The 15,758-nt window shown below is 55.1% G+C and carries 11 protein-coding genes; 5 read left to right on the plus strand and 6 right to left on the minus strand.

Annotated features, from left to right (window positions below):
* Positions 1-18: 18 nt before the first annotated feature.
* Together Q334_RS0105300 and Q334_RS0105305 are read right to left on the minus strand one after the other, a co-directional pair.
* Positions 19-1,089 carry an ABC transporter substrate-binding protein gene (locus Q334_RS0105300; protein ID WP_027312299.1) on the minus strand — a complete coding sequence of 357 codons (1,071 nt, stop codon included), beginning with the start codon at positions 1,087-1,089 and terminating at the stop codon, positions 19-21.
* A 122-nt stretch (positions 1,090-1,211) separates the two neighbouring features.
* Positions 1,212-2,480: an NAD(P)/FAD-dependent oxidoreductase gene (locus Q334_RS0105305; RefSeq protein ID WP_051527534.1), complete on the minus strand. Its 1,269-nt coding sequence runs from the start codon at positions 2,478-2,480 to the stop codon at positions 1,212-1,214.
* Between the two features lie 288 nt (positions 2,481-2,768).
* On the opposite strand from Q334_RS0105305, the gene Q334_RS0105310 reads away from it, so the two are divergent.
* The 5 genes from Q334_RS0105310 (at position 2,769) to Q334_RS19855 (ending at position 11,052) form a co-directional block, all read left to right on the plus strand.
* Positions 2,769-3,770, plus strand: coding sequence for a 4-hydroxyproline epimerase (locus tag Q334_RS0105310; protein ID WP_027312301.1), 1,002 nt, complete (start codon positions 2,769-2,771; stop codon positions 3,768-3,770).
* Between the two features lie 9 nt (positions 3,771-3,779).
* A complete protein-coding gene (locus tag Q334_RS0105315) occupies positions 3,780-5,402 on the plus strand; it encodes an aldehyde dehydrogenase (NADP(+)) (RefSeq protein WP_051527535.1) in 1,623 nt (540 codons plus the stop codon).
* Between the two features lie 210 nt (positions 5,403-5,612).
* A complete protein-coding gene (locus Q334_RS0105320; protein ID WP_027312303.1) occupies positions 5,613-6,284 on the plus strand; it encodes a GntR family transcriptional regulator in 672 nt (223 codons plus the stop codon).
* A 174-nt stretch (positions 6,285-6,458) separates the two neighbouring features.
* Positions 6,459-9,275 (plus strand): CheR family methyltransferase, encoded by a 2,817-nt coding sequence (locus Q334_RS0105325; RefSeq protein ID WP_027312304.1) that lies wholly within the window; start codon positions 6,459-6,461, stop codon positions 9,273-9,275.
* 13 nt (positions 9,276-9,288) lie between these two features.
* Entirely contained in the window at positions 9,289-11,052 is a 1,764-nt protein-coding gene (locus Q334_RS19855) for a putative bifunctional diguanylate cyclase/phosphodiesterase (protein ID WP_027312305.1), read from the plus strand.
* Here Q334_RS19855 and Q334_RS0105335 read toward each other — a convergent pair.
* The 4 genes from Q334_RS0105335 to Q334_RS0105350 all read right to left on the minus strand — a co-directional run bounded on the left by Q334_RS0105335 (position 11,049) and on the right by Q334_RS0105350 (position 15,710).
* Entirely contained in the window at positions 11,049-12,380 is a 1,332-nt protein-coding gene (locus Q334_RS0105335; RefSeq protein WP_027312306.1) for a sensor domain-containing diguanylate cyclase, read from the minus strand. The genes Q334_RS19855 and Q334_RS0105335 overlap by 4 nt on opposite strands.
* A gap of 108 nt (positions 12,381-12,488) precedes the next feature.
* Positions 12,489-13,340 carry an ABC transporter permease gene (locus Q334_RS0105340; RefSeq protein WP_027312307.1) on the minus strand — a complete coding sequence of 284 codons (852 nt, stop codon included), beginning with the start codon at positions 13,338-13,340 and terminating at the stop codon, positions 12,489-12,491.
* 4 nt (positions 13,341-13,344) lie between these two features.
* Entirely contained in the window at positions 13,345-14,619 is a 1,275-nt protein-coding gene (locus tag Q334_RS0105345; RefSeq protein ID WP_027312308.1) for an ABC transporter permease, read from the minus strand.
* Positions 14,616-15,710 (minus strand): ABC transporter ATP-binding protein, encoded by a 1,095-nt coding sequence (locus Q334_RS0105350; protein WP_027312309.1) that lies wholly within the window; start codon positions 15,708-15,710, stop codon positions 14,616-14,618. The genes Q334_RS0105345 and Q334_RS0105350 overlap by 4 nt, the downstream gene beginning before the upstream one ends.
* Positions 15,711-15,758: the final 48 nt, after the last annotated feature.

Raw genomic sequence — 15,758 nt, forward strand, 5'->3', positions numbered from 1 at the left:
ACATTCCGCCAGTTCGTCTTAACGAGCCAGCCAGGTATTGAACTCTTCAGTCAGCTCATCGGCGTAGTCTGCCCACCACTCATCATCAAACATAAAGACGTTCTTCATATTATCCGGCGAGGTCGGCAGCACCCGGGCTAACTCCGGTGCTATCAGCGGGTTAGATGATTTACGGGTCGGCCCATAGGCTACGTATTTGGCCTGCTCGGCCAATGGCTGAGTCCCCGAGGAGAAGTGAATAAAGGCTTTAGCCTGCTCAAAGTTTTTGCTGCCCTTGGGAATAGCCCAACCATTGAAGTAACCAATCTGGTTGTCCCAAATCATCTCAAAGGGCTTACCTTCCTGGGTTTGCGCATTGTAGATGCGACCATTGAAAGCGGTGGTTAATACCACCTCACCATCGGCCAATAACTGTGGTGGCTGCGCCCCGGCAGTCCACCAAATGGTTTGATCCTTGATGCTATCGAGCTTCTTAAATGCACGCTCACGGCCTTCCAGCGTCTCCAACATGGGATAAACCTCGGCAGCCGCTACGCCATCTGCCAGCAGAGCCCATTCCAGGTTGCCCTGCGGCTGTTTCTGCAGCGCCCGCTTGCCAGGATATTTTTGCAGATCAAACATATCGGTCAGCTTGGAGGGGGGATTATCACTGAAACGGCTGCGGTCATAGGCCAATACGTTAGAGACCATGATGGTGGATACCGCGCACTTATGGATCGCACCGGGGATAAAGTCCTGATCGGCTGGCGTGCCATCGGCACCAGCGGGCAGCTCTGCCGCATTTAACGGCTCCAGCAGGCCTTCGGCACAACCACGGACGATGTCCGGTTTATCCAGGGAGACCAGATCCCAGGTGACGTTACCGGCTTCCACCTGGGCCTTAATTTCCGCCAAGCCACCGCTAAAGTCTTCTGACACTATCTCAACCCCGGTCTGGGCGCTAAAGGGCTTATGGTAGGCCTCAACCTGGCTTTTGGTAAAAGCACCACCCCAGGAGACGACGGTCAGCTTATCCGCCAGCGCCTGACTGGTCAGGGTCACACTGCATACCGCCAGGGCTAGAGTGGAAAGGCGTGTTCTTGTTTTCATGGGTTTTCCTTCCTGCTTCGGGTTAAGGCAGCCAAGACTGCCGGTGAACGTTTTTTAAGCTAGTTTAAATGGATATTTTATACAATATTCAATTTGAAATTTTTTAGGCGATCAGTCTCCACTCAGCCAAAACGCGCCAAGCGATAAGGGTTGAGATCCAGTGCAGGCTCCTGTCCCAATGCCAAATCTGTCAGCAACTGAGCACTGATGGCCGCCTGGGTTAAGCCCAGATGCTGGTGCCCCAGGGCCAGTAACAGCTTGCCCCCCGCAGCGGTGCGATCCAGGATCGGCAAGGAGTCCACCAGCGTCGGGCGGCAACCCATCCAACAACGGCCACTGCCCGCCAAAGGACGCCGCAGCAAGGGAGCGGCCAACCCTTCCAGCATCTGGGCACGGCGCATATCCGGCTGGCGCTGCAAGCCGGCAAACTCCACTGTGCCCGCCAGGCGCAGGCCAGACTGCATCGGCGTCATAATGAATTTGCGTTCCGCAGAGGTCACCGGTTGGCTCAGGAGTTGGCCATCCTCCGGCATCATCAGGTGATAACCCCGTTCAGCCTCAAGTGGAATACGCACCCCGGTAAGCTGCTGTACCCAGGGCGCAGACCAGGCACCACAGGCCAGCAACAGGGCTTCGCACTGGTGCTCACCATTGACCTTCCACCCCTGCTGACTGCTTTGCAGATGCTGTAGCTCCTGCTGCACGAAGGTGCCGCCCGCCGCGATAAACGCCTGATACAACGACTGATTCAACAAGGCCGGCTCAATGGTATGGCCCGTGTCCGGAAACCAGATCGCCCCGGCTAACCGATCATTCAATTCCGGCTCCTGTTCCTGCAACTGCTCAGGCAGCCACTGCTGCCAAGGCACACCATATTGCCGCTCAATTTGCTCCTGCTGCCTGGCCGCCGCCGACAGGGCTGCCTGGCTTTCAAACACCAGCAAAGATCCGCGTAAGCGTAACAAGCGCTGTGCCTCCGTCTGCCCTAATAACTGCTGCCAGGCCTCCAACGCCTGATCATTCAATGCCTTGATGGACAGTGCCGCGGCCCGGCTAGCCGTCCCTCGCGCCTGCCACAAGAAGCGAATAAACCAGGGCAAAATTTTGGGTAGATAGGCCGCCCGTAACGCCACCGGCCCCAGTGGATTCAGAACTAACTTGGGCAACTGCGGCAGCAACTGCGGTGTCGCCAAGGGCAATACCAACTCGGTGGCAAAGTGTCCGGCATTCCCGTAAGAGCAACCCTGTCCAGGCAAGCTTTTATCCCAGAGCGATACCTGTATACCGGTACGCTGCATCGCCAACGCCGTGGCCAGGCCCACCACTCCGGCACCGATGATAGTGATACTACTCAGTCGCTGCCCCTTAAGCGCTTGCTGGGATGCTCTCATCGCTTCTTTACTCCTCTTCGCGCGATAACACTACTTGGCCACGATGCTGCTGATGCCTACTGATGTGCTCGCTTTGCCGACGTTTTAGTCCTAGCCAAGGCAACTGACACAAGGCAACTGACACAAGGCAACTAACAGCGACTGCGGCAAGCACGATCAGGCTTGCAATTTTATATTGCATACAATATACAAATAGCAGTTAAACACAAGTGCGCTTCAGCAAGCCCCTGCCAAACTTGGCGCTGAACCTCCGCACCCATCCCTAACCTTTAGCCTGGAATAACAGCGATGCGCGAAGGCACCTTTTTCTGTATTGATGCCCACACCTGCGGCAACCCGGTGCGCTTGGTAGCAGGTGGCTACCCCGCCCTGGAAGGGCACACCATGAGTGAAAAGCGCCAGGACTTTCTGGCCAAACATGACTGGATTCGCCAGGCATTAATGTTCGAACCGCGCGGTCACGCCATGATGTCTGGCTCCATCGTCTACCCCCCCTGCAGTGCAGAGGCCGATGCCAGCATTCTCTTTATTGAGACCAGCGGCTGCCTGCCCATGTGTGGCCACGGCACCATTGGCACCGTCACCTCAGCGCTGGAGCATGGCCTGATTCAACCCCGTCAGCCAGGGCAGTTGATTCTGGATGTTCCCGCCGGCCAAATCCGCATCGAATACCAGCAGGAACAGGGCAAGGTCACCCAGGTGCGCATCTTTAACGTGGCCAGTTACCTGGCCTACAGCGAGGTCAAAGTGCACTGCCCTGGTTTAGGTGACTTGGTGGTGGATGTGTCTTACGGCGGTAACTACTACGCCATTGTTGATCCCCAGCCGAACTTCCCAGGAATGGAGCACTTTAGTGCCCAGCAACTGCTTAGCTTAAGTCCCCTGCTACGCCAGGCGGTACGTGAAGTGGTGGAGCCTGTGCACCCGCAGGATGCCACAGTACGGGGCGTCTCCCACGTACTCTGGACTGGCAAACCCACCCAAGCCGGAGCCCATGCCCGCAATGCAGTGTTTTATGGCGAAGGAGCGCTTGATCGTTCGCCCTGTGGCACCGGCACCAGTGCGCGCATGGCGCAATGGGCCGCCAAAGGCTTACTCAAAGCCGGTGATGAGTTTGTCCATGAGAGCATTATCGGCAGCCTCTTTATTGGCCGAGTGGAATCGTTCTGCGAAGTCGGTGGCCAACCCGCCATCATGCCCAGCATTGCCGGCTGGGCCAGGGTCACTGGCCACAACACCATCTGGGTCGATTCGGAAGACCCCTACGCCCACGGATTTGAAGTGAAATAAGGAGTTGCTATGCCTGCCTCAACCTCCGCTGCGATAAACGCAGAGGTGTCCCCCATCGCCACCGGCCAGCTCATCAATGGCCAGTGGCAACACCAGGGTGACCAGTATTTTCAGGCGGCTAACCCAGCCACCGATACCCTGTTGCCCGAACGTTTTTACAATGCCAGCCAGGCTGAGTTAGACCTGGCCGTCAGTGCCGCCCAGCAAGCCTTTGCCGATTTAGCCAAGCGGCCCGCCGCTTTCCGGGCAACCTTGCTAGCACGCATGGCACAGGAGCTCGAACAGGATAAGGCGCAGATTATTGAGCGTGCCGTAGCCGAGACTGCACTGGCACCAGCACGCATAGAAGGCGAACTAGGGCGCACCTGCGGCCAACTGCGCTTATTTGCCAATCTGCTTAACGATGGCAACTGGCAAGCCCCGGTGATTGACTCCGCCCTGCCGGAACGCCAGCCCCTACCACGGCCAGACTTACGCCTGAGCTATGTGGCACTTGGCCCGGTGGCGGTCTACAGCGCCAGTAACTTTCCCCTGGCCTTCTCAGTGGCAGGGGGGGATAGCGCCTCTGCCTTAGCTGCTGGCTGCCCGGTGATTGTCAAAGGCCATCCCGCCCACCCTGGCACCTCTGCGCTGGTGGCGGAATCTCTGCGCCGCGCACTCCAGGCCGAGGGCGCTCACCCCGGTTGCTTCGCCCTGCTACAGAGCAATGATCGCCACTTCTCCCATGCCCTGATCCGTCATCCCGGCATTGCTGCTGGCGGCTTTACTGGCTCGGTGGCTGCGGGACGGGATCTGTTTAACAGCGCCAGCCAACGCCCTCACCCCATTCCCTTTTATGGCGAACTGGGCAGCACCAACCCCGTGTTTATCCTGCCTGGTGCCCTACGCCAGGATGAAGCCAAACTGGCCCAAGGCCTGGCTGCCTCCATTACCCAGGGAGCAGGCCAGTTCTGTACCAACCCCGGGTTAGTGATCGCCCTGCGCTCCAAGGGGTTAGAGCGCCTGCTTAAGCACCTAAGTGAGGCTATCTCGCAACAGAGTGCGCAAACCATGCTGAGCAAACGGATTTGGCAAAGTTACCAAACCCGCTGTGAATGGCTGGCCCAGCGTCCCGGCTTACAGTTGCTTGCCCAAGGACAAAAAGGAGGGGTTAACCAGGCCCAGGCACAGCTATTTAAAGTCAGTGCCAGCCAGTGGTTAGCCCAACCGGATTTAGAGGAAGAAAACTTTGGCCCCTCCTCCCTGGTGATTGAGTGCGAATCTGAGACTGAATTACTCGCTGTCGCCGCCCGTCTACACGGCCATCTCACCGCCACCCTGCACTTGCAGGAGCATGATCACAGCCTGGCCGCGCGCCTTTGCCCGATTTTAGCCAACAAAGTCGGGCGCATTCTGGCCAATGGTTTCCCGACCGGGGTTGAGGTCTGCCATGCCATGCAACATGGCGGCCCCTATCCGGCCAGCTCCGACAGCCGCAGCACCTCGGTGGGCAGTCGCGCCATCCTGCGTTTTGTCCGCCCACTGTGCTGGCAAAATATGCCGGATGCGCTCTTGCCCGAGGCATTGCAGGCCGATAACCCGCAAGGGCTGGTACGCTTAATCGATGGACACTTAAGCGGCACCCAGGCTTAAACGCCCTACCCTGCCCGGTCGGCTGAGGCTGACCGGGCAAGGCTGGCGGGAATAGCCTTGCCCTTGTTACACTTAGGCGCGGTAACTTCCCTGCCCAACCGCAGGGGTCGACTCCGTTGATAACTTCTTTTATTCATCACAACGTCAGTCGATCAGATCACCGCTTTTTGATGACGAGGGGCCAGCCCCTGCAACCAGGACTTTCACTCCATGGCAAAACCCGCGCCTATTCATAAAACCCGTACTCAGATTGTCGCTGAAATCCTGCGTGACAAAATTCTCACGGGTGAAATCCAAGCGGGTACGCCGCTGCGCCAGGATGCGCTGGCCAAAGAGCTGAATGTCAGCCGCATTCCCGTGCGGGAAGCGCTGCTGCTGCTGGAGGCACAGGGCCTGGTGGAGTTTGAGCCACACAAAGGGGCGACCGCGACGGAGCTGTCGGTGGATACCATCCATGAACTCTTTGAACTACGCGCCCTGATTGAATGTGAAGTGCTGGCCCAGGCCATTCCCCATATGACCGAACTGGACTTCAAGCGGGCCGAAGACATCCTCACCGCCTTTGATCATGCGTTGGATACCGGCACCCGGGTAGAAAACTGGAGCGAGCTGAACCAACAACTGCATGCCGCCCTCTATCGCGCCGCCAACAAACCCTTGGCGATGGAACTGATCGATACCCTCAATACCCGTAGCGACCGCTATATCCGCATGCAATTATTGCTGACCAAAAAAGTGGAAAAGGCAGAGAAGGAACACCGCGAACTACTCGACCTGTGCAAAGCTAAAGACAGCAAAAAGGCGGTGACACTGCTGCGCAAACATATCCTCGAAGCCGGTCAGGCGATTGAAGAACTGCTACGCTCCCAGCAGGGTAACTAACTCTCCCTCTTGTAAAGCCCCCGTAGCGTAGCTAAGTAAGCATAGGCATGGTGACTCATGCCTTTAGACTATGGACAGCTGGGCAAGCACTGGTTTTCCCCCTATTCTTGCGGCTGAATTAATTTAGCAAATACTCGCTAGCCTACATGCTGGCGTCGAACAGGACTGGATTAAATGGATAAGTCGACCCCCCTTAGTGTGCCTAGCTACATTATTGCCCTAGGGGCATCGGCAGGGGGGCTTGAAGCACTTAGACCATTAATTGCAGATCTACGCAGTAACGGTAAAAACAGCTATATCGTTGCCCAGCATATGTCACCGCAACATACCAGCCTGTTAACAGACTTACTCTCACGCGATGCCCATATCCCGGTGACAACCGCAGAAGATGGTGAGCTGATTTTGGCTGACCACGTCTATGTCACCCCACCTAATCGTGACGTAACCGTCAAAAATGGCCATATTACGCTAGCAAAAACCACCAATGAAATTGGCCCCAAACCCTCTGTTGATCTGCTCCTTCATTCACTAGCTGCCCAATATAAAGATAACGCTGTGGCAGTTATCTTATCCGGCACCGGCAGTGATGGCGCCCATGGTTGCCGAGCGGTTAAAGCTGAAGGCGGTCTCGTCATTGTGCAGAAGCTAGACGAAGCCAAGCACGATGGTATGCCCTCGGCTGCAGTACGCTCCGGTTCGGTGGATCTTCAACTTACTATTCATGACATTGCGCATCATCTAAATACCCTGGGTGAAATCACCCCTGCTCGTATTATTCAGGACTCCGCCGAAGCCGAACCCAATACAGCCACCTTACGCGATATCCTGGATCAAGTGTTTAAAGTCACTCAAATTGACTTTACCCAATATAAAGAGGCCACCCTGACTCGCCAGCTTGAGCGCCGCATTGCCGCGTTGCGGTTAGACTCTCTCGATGAATATCTCAGTTTTGTAAAACAACACCCCAGTGAGCTCCATACACTACAAAAAAGCTTTCTGATTTCAGTCACCGCTTTTTTTCGCGACCCAGGCCCCTTTGAAGCCTTAGTCGGGGTAATCAATAACCTGGCACAGAATAAAAGCCCACGGGACAGTATCCGGGTATGGGTGCCAGGCTGCGCTACTGGTGAAGAAGCCTACTCCATCGCCATTTTGTTGGTTGATACCCTGGGCAGCCGGGTAAATGACTTTGATGTACGGGTGTTTGCCACCGACATCGACCTGGCAGCCACCGATGTCGCTCGTGCAGGACTTTATCCTGAGACTTCGCTAGAGGACATGCCGCCACATCTGCGTGACCGTTACTTCCATCAGGAAGGACGCTTCTATCGCATTAGTAAGATGATTCGCGAAATGTGTGTCTTTGCCCGCCAGGATGTGGTGCGCGATCCACCTTTTCTGCGCATGGATATCATCACTTGCCGTAACGTGATGATCTATTTCAAGCAGGGTCTGCAAGAAGATATCTTTAATAAATTTCACTATGCCCTTAATCCTGGCGGTTACCTGCTACTGGGCAAATCCGAATCCACCAGTGGTGCAACTAACCTTTTCTCTACCGTTGATGGTAAAAACAAGCTCTACCGCAAACGTGCCGTACAAACTCCACACCCTGTACGAATCGGTGGGCAATTCACCTTTGCCACTACCACCAATGGCCAAGTCGGTTTTCGCGGTAGTTTCTCCCAGCCCGCACGTCTGGATATTCTGCGAGAAATACTGTTAAGAGAGTATGCCCCTGCCAGCATCTTAGTCAGTCAGGCGTTTGAGCCTTTGCATTTCTTTGGTGATGCGCGACGTTTCTTAACCCTGCCCCAAGGGGCAGCGGACTTTTCCATTCTGTCCCTCTGTATTCCTGCTATTCGCACTGAACTGCGCACCCTGCTACATCGGATGGGCCAGCAGGGCCTGGCCGAAACCGTCGGCCACCCAATGGTGATTCAGCTGGAAGGCAAGCCGGTCCATCTACGTTTGGTACTACGTCAATTGTGGATAGAAGGCGGCACCAATGAACGCGGCATCCTAATCTGTTTTGAAGAGAACCAGGGCACTGATATCAATGAAATCAGTGCCGTTCTTGATGGCGCGGGCAACAACAGTGAGATGGCCCGCCACCTGCTCGAAGTACAACAAGAACTGGCGGGCACACGGGAGCACTTACAAGCGGTTATAGAAGAGCTAGAAACCTCTAACGAAGAACTGCAAAGCCTGAATGAAGAACTGCAAGCCAGCTCTGAAGAGCTGCAATCCTCCAATGAAGAGTTAGAAACCACCAACGAAGAGCTGCAGGCCACCAACGAAGAACTCACCACCCTGAACGATGAGTTACAGGCCAAATCTAATGAGCTCACCGAGTTAAACGACACCCTCTCCAATATTCAAAACTCGGTACAAATCGCCCTGGTGGTGGTCGATAAGCTGGGCCGTATCACCCGCTTTAATCCCTTAGCGGTACGTATTTTTGGCTTAATGCCCGATGATGTAGGGCAGCATCTGGTTGGCATTCCATGTAACTTACCCCTGCCTAACTTACGTAAACAGCTGCAACATACGTTAGAGAAAGGTGAAACCGTCATTGAGCGGGCAGCACGTAATGACACCCATTACGTGATGCAAATTTCTCCCTACAAAGACAGTAGCGGCCAGCGTACTGGCGCCGTTTTAAGTTTTACCAATGTCACCGAACTCCGCACAGAAGAAGTCCTCCGTCTGCAAACCGAAGAACGTCTACAGCTTGTCACCCAGTCCTTAAAAGAAGTGATATGGATGGCATCCCCTGACTTTAGCGAAATGCTCTATGTTAGCCCTAACTGCAAGGCCATTTGGGGCAGACCCAATACTGAGTTACAAGCCCATCCCGCCGCCTTACTTGAATGGATTCACCCTGACGACAGAGCCTTATTCCAACGCCATGTGATTGAACACCTGGAACCTACCTGGAACTTTGAATACCGCATCCGCTTACCCAAAGAGGGTGAGCGCTGGGTTTAAAGAAAGCGGACAGATGGTCAGTGACGAGAATGGCGCAGGAAAGTACTTAGTCAGCAGTACTTCAGATGTCACTGATCTCATCAAAGCTAAGCAAGCCGAGCAACGCACTGCTATTCGCTTCCAATCCATTTTTGCCAATACAGCAGTGGGGATGGTGCTAATCGACTTAACTGGCCATATTCGACAAACCAATCAGGCCTTTGCCAACATGCTGGAATATGAGCCAGAGCAGCTGATTGGTAAACACTTCCGCGATCTAACCCTAGAAGAAGACCGAGCAGTCGATAGCGCCCTCTTTACCGAACTGATCAAAGGTGAGCGAGACAGCTATCGTATCGAAAAACGTTATCTATCACGCACCGGTGAAATTTGCTGGGGCAGATTATCCGTCAGTCTGTCCCTTCACCCCGAGCATATTGAAGACTTGGTAGTCGCGGTGGTGCAGGATATTACCCAATCGAAACACCAAGAAGCGACCATCTTTAAACAGGCTAACTTTGATCCTTTAACAGCGTTACCCAATCGCAGCCTGACCCTGGATCGACTCCATGAGCAAATGCGCCTGAGTGATCGCAGCGGCCTACCCACCTATGTGCTCTTTATGGATTTAGATAATTTCAAACCCATAAACGATCTATTAGGACACCGTATTGGTGACCGAGTTCTCAAAGAAGTAGCGGCCCGCTTTACTAGCCTGGTGCGCTCCACCGATACGGTGGGACGCTTTGGCGGGGATGAGTTCGTTATTATTTTAAGCCAATTGGACGATGTGCTGACGCTAGAGCGTATTATTCATCAGTTATTGGATTCGACGCGTCTGCCCATGGCCGAGATTAAGCAAGGCCTGGAGCTATCCGCCAGTATCGGCATCGCCCACTACCCAGGTGATGGTGATACTCCGGAAGAGCTGATCCAACATGCCGATACCGCCATGTATTCAGCCAAAAAGGGTGGGCGCAATGGCTTTCGTTACTTTGCTTCTCATATGAATGAAGAAGCTGAACGCCGTAGCCAAGTTCGTCGCGAGCTAGCCTTGGCAATCGAGGAAGAGCAGTTTGAACTTTATCTGCAACCCATTTGGGCGCCAACTAGTGAGCGTACCACCTCAGCAGAAGCCCTAATCCGTTGGAATCACCCCCGCCGAGGCATAGTCGGGCCGCTGGAGTTTATTCCCCTGGCGGAAGAAACCGGGCAAATTCTGGAAATTGGCCACTGGGTCTTCAATCGCGCAGCTGTACTGGTCAATCAATGGAAAGAACAGTGGGGCGAAGATTTCCGCCTGGCCATTAATATTTCTGCCCAACAATTCGCCACACGCACCCTATATGAGCAGATTAAAGCGCAAAAAGAAGCCATGCCCTTCTTAACCCTGGAAATTACCGAGTCTGTTCTGCTGGAAAATGCTCCTATCGTGCATGAAACCCTGAAGCTAGCGCGCTCCCTCGGCGCCAAAGTCGCCCTGGATGATTTTGGTACCGGCTACTCCAGCTTGGCCTACTTAGAACGTTATCCAGTAGACGTACTCAAAATTGATAAGAGCTTTGTCGATGGCATTCTTAATCATGCCAAGGGTAAAGAGGTCGTGCAGGCCATTATCGGTATTGCTGATGCCATCGATGCCGACGTAGTCGCAGAAGGTGTTGAACTGGCCACTCAAGCCCGATTTTTAACCACCAAGCCCAAGGTATGCTTACAGGGTTGGTATATTGCTCGGCCTATGCCAGTTGGCCAATTCGAAGCCTGGATGCAACAACCAAATACAGCGATCGCAACCTAACCCGCTCGCTGATACTGCGCCTGACAAACCTGATTGCGCCCCTGCCGCTTAGCTTGGTAGAGGGCGTCATCCGCCTGTTTCAATAACACCTCCAGCGCCTCTTTACTGCTATGGCTGGTGCTTAAACCTATGCTGAGGGTAATGGTGCGCAGTGGCCAGACCTCGCCTTCCACCACCTGGCGCAGCTTTTCCGCTACCTGAAAAGCAGCAGAGGCGTCGGCCCCCGGTAACAGACAAACAAACTCCTCTCCACCATAGCGGGCCACCATATCACTTTGACGCACATGCCCTGCCAGCAGCTCGGCCACCCGGGCCAGGGCTTCATCGCCGGCCAAATGGCCAAAGTCGTCGTTGTAGTGCTTAAAGTGATCAATATCGAGAATTAACACCGAAAACGGCTGACCAAAGTGACGGCAACGACGACTCTCCGCCACCATCATCGACATCGCTGCACGCCGGTTGGGCAAGCGGGTGAGTTCATCATGCATTGCCTGATGACGCAGTTCGTCATTCTTTTCACGCAATGCCTGCTGCTGGCGGGCGATTTGATCTTCCAGCTCTTGCCGTTCAGTCAGATCGCGAATCGCCGTAATACGGATGCGATCCCCCTGCTCCCTGGCATGGCGGGCACAAACCTCAACCTGCATCACTTGGCCATCTTTACGTAACAAATCGGCCTTATAGAGTTGCTCTGAACCACTCTTAATCCGCTGCCCCACTTCATTACGCAACTGCTCGGACACCAGATGCAAAGGGCTCATGCCGAGCAGCTCCGCACGGTTATAACCACTCATTTGCAGCATTTTATCGTTGCAGTCAGAAATGACGCCGTTGCGGGTAATCATAATGCCTTCAAAGGCGGCATCAGCCAGGCGCTTAAAACGATCTTCACTTTCCTGGAAGAATGAGCGCAGTTGCTGCAGCTCACGCAAATCCTTTGCCACCCCCAAAAAACCCTGTGGTTGACCCTGCTCATCACAAAGCTGGCTAACGGAGAGCAAAACTGGGATGCGCTCCCCGCTTTTGCTGATATAAGTCCAACGCTGCTCAACCACTTCACCACGGCGACTCTTGGCAACAAAGGCGTCAAAACCGCCGACCGGATAACCAAGTTCCAGGCTTAACTCAGCCGCGCGGGCCTCGACCTCGGCCAGGTCATGGATCAGCACAGGGGTGGTCTTATGCACCAGCTCATCCCACTGGTAACCCAGTAAGTTGAGCGCGTATTTGTTGCAGTAGTGAATAGTGCCCTGTAAATCCGTGGCAATCACCGAAAACTGTGCACTGTCGAAGATGGCGTGATAGAGCCCTTCGGTGGAGGAAAACATAGCGACTCCAAGCTGCTAGTTTTTATCGCGGATAAAGACGTTCTACCCGCCCACTAGATACTAGCTCACTTGCTAGCTCGCTGAATATCCCACCGAAGGCTTGGCAGCTTAATGGCTACTTATGCCACGAAGACGCTGGTTACGCCGACGTAACAGCTCCAACGTCACTAATAGCAGTACCGAGACCAAAATCAGGATGGTGGCCACCGCCAAAATAGTTGGGCTGATTTGTTCACGCATACCCGACCACATTTGCCGTGGCACCGTGCGTTGCTCGGGCCCGGCCAAAAACAGCACCACCACCACCTCGTCAAAGGAGGTGATAAAGGCAAACAGGCCGCCGGAGATCACCCCTGGGCGGATCAGCGGCAACATCACCTCACGAAAGCTCTGCCAGGGCCCTGCCCCCAGTGACGCCGCAGCACGGCTTAGGCTGCTATCAAAGCCACTCAAGGTGGCTGTCACCGTAATCACCACAAAGGGCGTGCCAAGCACCGCATGGGCCAGCACCACCCCAGTAGTGGTTTGTCCCAACCCCAGCCAGGTGAAGAAGAAGTACATCCCGGCGGCGGCAATAATCACCGGCACAATCATCGGCGCGATCAGGATCGCCATGATGGTGTTGCGCCAGGGCATCTGCGCGCGGGACAAGCCAATTGCTGCCAGGGTGCCCAAGACGGTGGCGACCAGGGTGGCCAGGCAGGCGATCCACAACGAATTCCAGAGTGCCTGCTGCCACTGGGGGTTATCCAGCATGGCCTGGTACCAGCGCAGAGAGTAAGCCTCTGGCTCCAGCGCCAGCATCCCCTCGGTAAAGGTGAAGTAAGGCTCGGCATTGAACGACAGGGGCACAATGATCAGGATAGGTGTAATCAAAAACAGCAGCACCAGGGCACTAAAGCAACGATTGCCGTAGTAAGCCAGGCGCTCTGCCCAGCTGGCATAGACAGGTAAAGACATAAACTTACCCCACTTTCAGGTTCTGAATGCCCACCAGGCGGTTGTAAAGGGCATAGAGCATTAACACCAGCGCCAGTAGCAGGCCACCCAGGGCCGCCGCCAGCCCCCAGTTAAGGGAGGTTTGCATGTGATAGGCGATAAAGTTAGAGATCATTTGCCCGCTGCGGCCACCGACCAGCGCGGGGGTGATGTAAAAGCCCACCGACAGAATAAACACCAGCAGGCCACCCGCTCCGATGCCGGGCAAGGTCTGCGGCAGATACACCTTGATAAAGGCATAGGCCGGCTTGGCCCCCAGTGAGCGGGCGGCACGCAAATACACCGGGGAGATGCTCTTCATCACCGAATACAGCGGCAACACCATAAAGGGCAACAGAATATGGGTCATCGCCACCAGGGTACCGATATGGTTGTGCATCATTTCCAGGCGCTGTTCGATCAGCCCCAGCCATAGCAGCAAATCATTCAGTACCCCCTGACTTTGCAGCAACACTATCCAGGCACTGGTGCGCACCAGCAGGGATGTCCAAAACGGCAGCAATACCAGAATCAACAGCAGGTTGGCGGTTTTCTCCGGCAGGTTGGCCAGCAAATAAGCCAAGGGGAAGCCGAGCAACAGGCAGAGTCCGGTAATCGCCAGGGTCAGCCCCAGGGTGCGCAAAAACAGGCTCTGATAAATCTGCCGACTCTCCGGCTGCGCCTGCACACTGCCATCGGCGCCATAGGTGTAATCCAGCGCAGCCAGATAATTACTGAGGTTATAGGGTTCCCCCAGCACTTTGATTGCCGCCCAGGGGCCAGGCTCGCCCCAGCGTTTATCCAGACTTTGCAACAGGGCACTGTACTGGCTGGCACTGCTGGCACGACTGAGTTCCCGTGCCGTAGCGGTCATTAACGAGCGCATACCGGAGTATTCGTTATTCAAACGACTGGCGATCTTGCCCAGATCATTACTCTGGCGCAGGCTGATTAACTCCTGTGCCAGGGCCGCGTATGCCTGCTCATCCGGCAGTCCGGCAAACTGCCACTGGGATAAGGCGGCAACCGTCTGTGGCAAAGACTCCGCCACCAGTGGGTTATGCACACTGCGATACAGCATGGAGGCCAACGGCAGCAGAAAGGTCACCAGCACAAAGATCAGCAACGGCGCCACCAGGGCCAAGGCGCGCCAGCGGTTGCGCCGCTCCGCCTGGGCCAAGCGCGCTTTCAGGTTAGCCTGGGGCTCAGTGCCCTGCTCCTGCATTCTTAACATCGCCGCCGCCAAGGTTTGCTCGCTCATGCCCCACCTCCCGCATCCAGGGCACGGCAGTCACGGCTGTGCCAGCCTACTTGCAGGTGCTGCCCCGGCACCAGACTCGGTGCGGTACTGCCATTAGGCACCTTGGCGATAAAGTCATCCTGACCCAGCAGCTGCATACGCAAGCGCAGGTGATCACCGTGGTAGATCCACTCCAGCAGCTTGGCCTCAAACTGGTTATCACAGCCATCCTGCTCAGGTTGCAGGCTAACCCGCTCCGGACGAATCGACACCTCCGTCGCCTGCCCAGGCTGATCCACACACACCGGCAGGGCCTGCACCTGGCCATTACCCAACTCAACCAGGCAGGTTTGTCCCGCCACGACTTGACTCACCCGTCCCTTGAGACGGTTATTTTCGCCAATAAACTGGGCAACAAAGGCATTACTGGGGGCTTCATAGAGTTCGGTTGGGCTGGCAAGTTGCTGCACCTCACCATAGTTAAAGACCGCTATCCGGTCGGACATGGTTAAGGCTTCAGTTTGATCATGGGTGACGTAGAGCACGGTGATGCCCAAACGCTCATGCAGGTGCTTGATCTCATACTGCATCTGTTCCCGCAACTGCTTGTCTAACGCCCCCAGGGGTTCATCCATCAGTACCAGTTGTGGCTCAAACACCAGTGCCCGGGCCAAAGCCACCCGCTGTTGTTGGCCACCGGATAACTGCGCCGGTCGGCGATTAGCCACCTGGGGCAGCTCGATCATCTCCAGTGCACGCTTAACCCGTTGCTCGATCTCTGCCTGAGGCAACTTGCGGACCCGCAATGGAAAGGCCAGGTTCTCCGCCACCGTCATATGAGGAAAGAGGGCGTAATTTTGAAACACCATGCCGATATCCCGCTTATGCGGGGAAAGATGGTTCACCGGCGTCTGATTGATATAGATTTCACCCTGGGTGGCGGTTTCAAACCCGGCCAGCATCATCAGGCAGGTGGTTTTGCCCGAGCCTGATGGCCCCAGCATGGTGACAAACTCTCCCTTGGCGATATCCAGATTGAAGTTTTTCACTACCAGATGCTCACCGTCGTAACTCTTTTGCACCTGATCAAAACGAACATAGGGGTGGGTCATAAGGCCTCCTTATTGTTATCTGGCCAACGGCAATGGGGAGACGGGGGA

Source organism: Balneatrix alpica DSM 16621, from assembly GCF_000619885.1.
Classification (GTDB): domain Bacteria; phylum Pseudomonadota; class Gammaproteobacteria; order Pseudomonadales; family Balneatricaceae; genus Balneatrix; species Balneatrix alpica.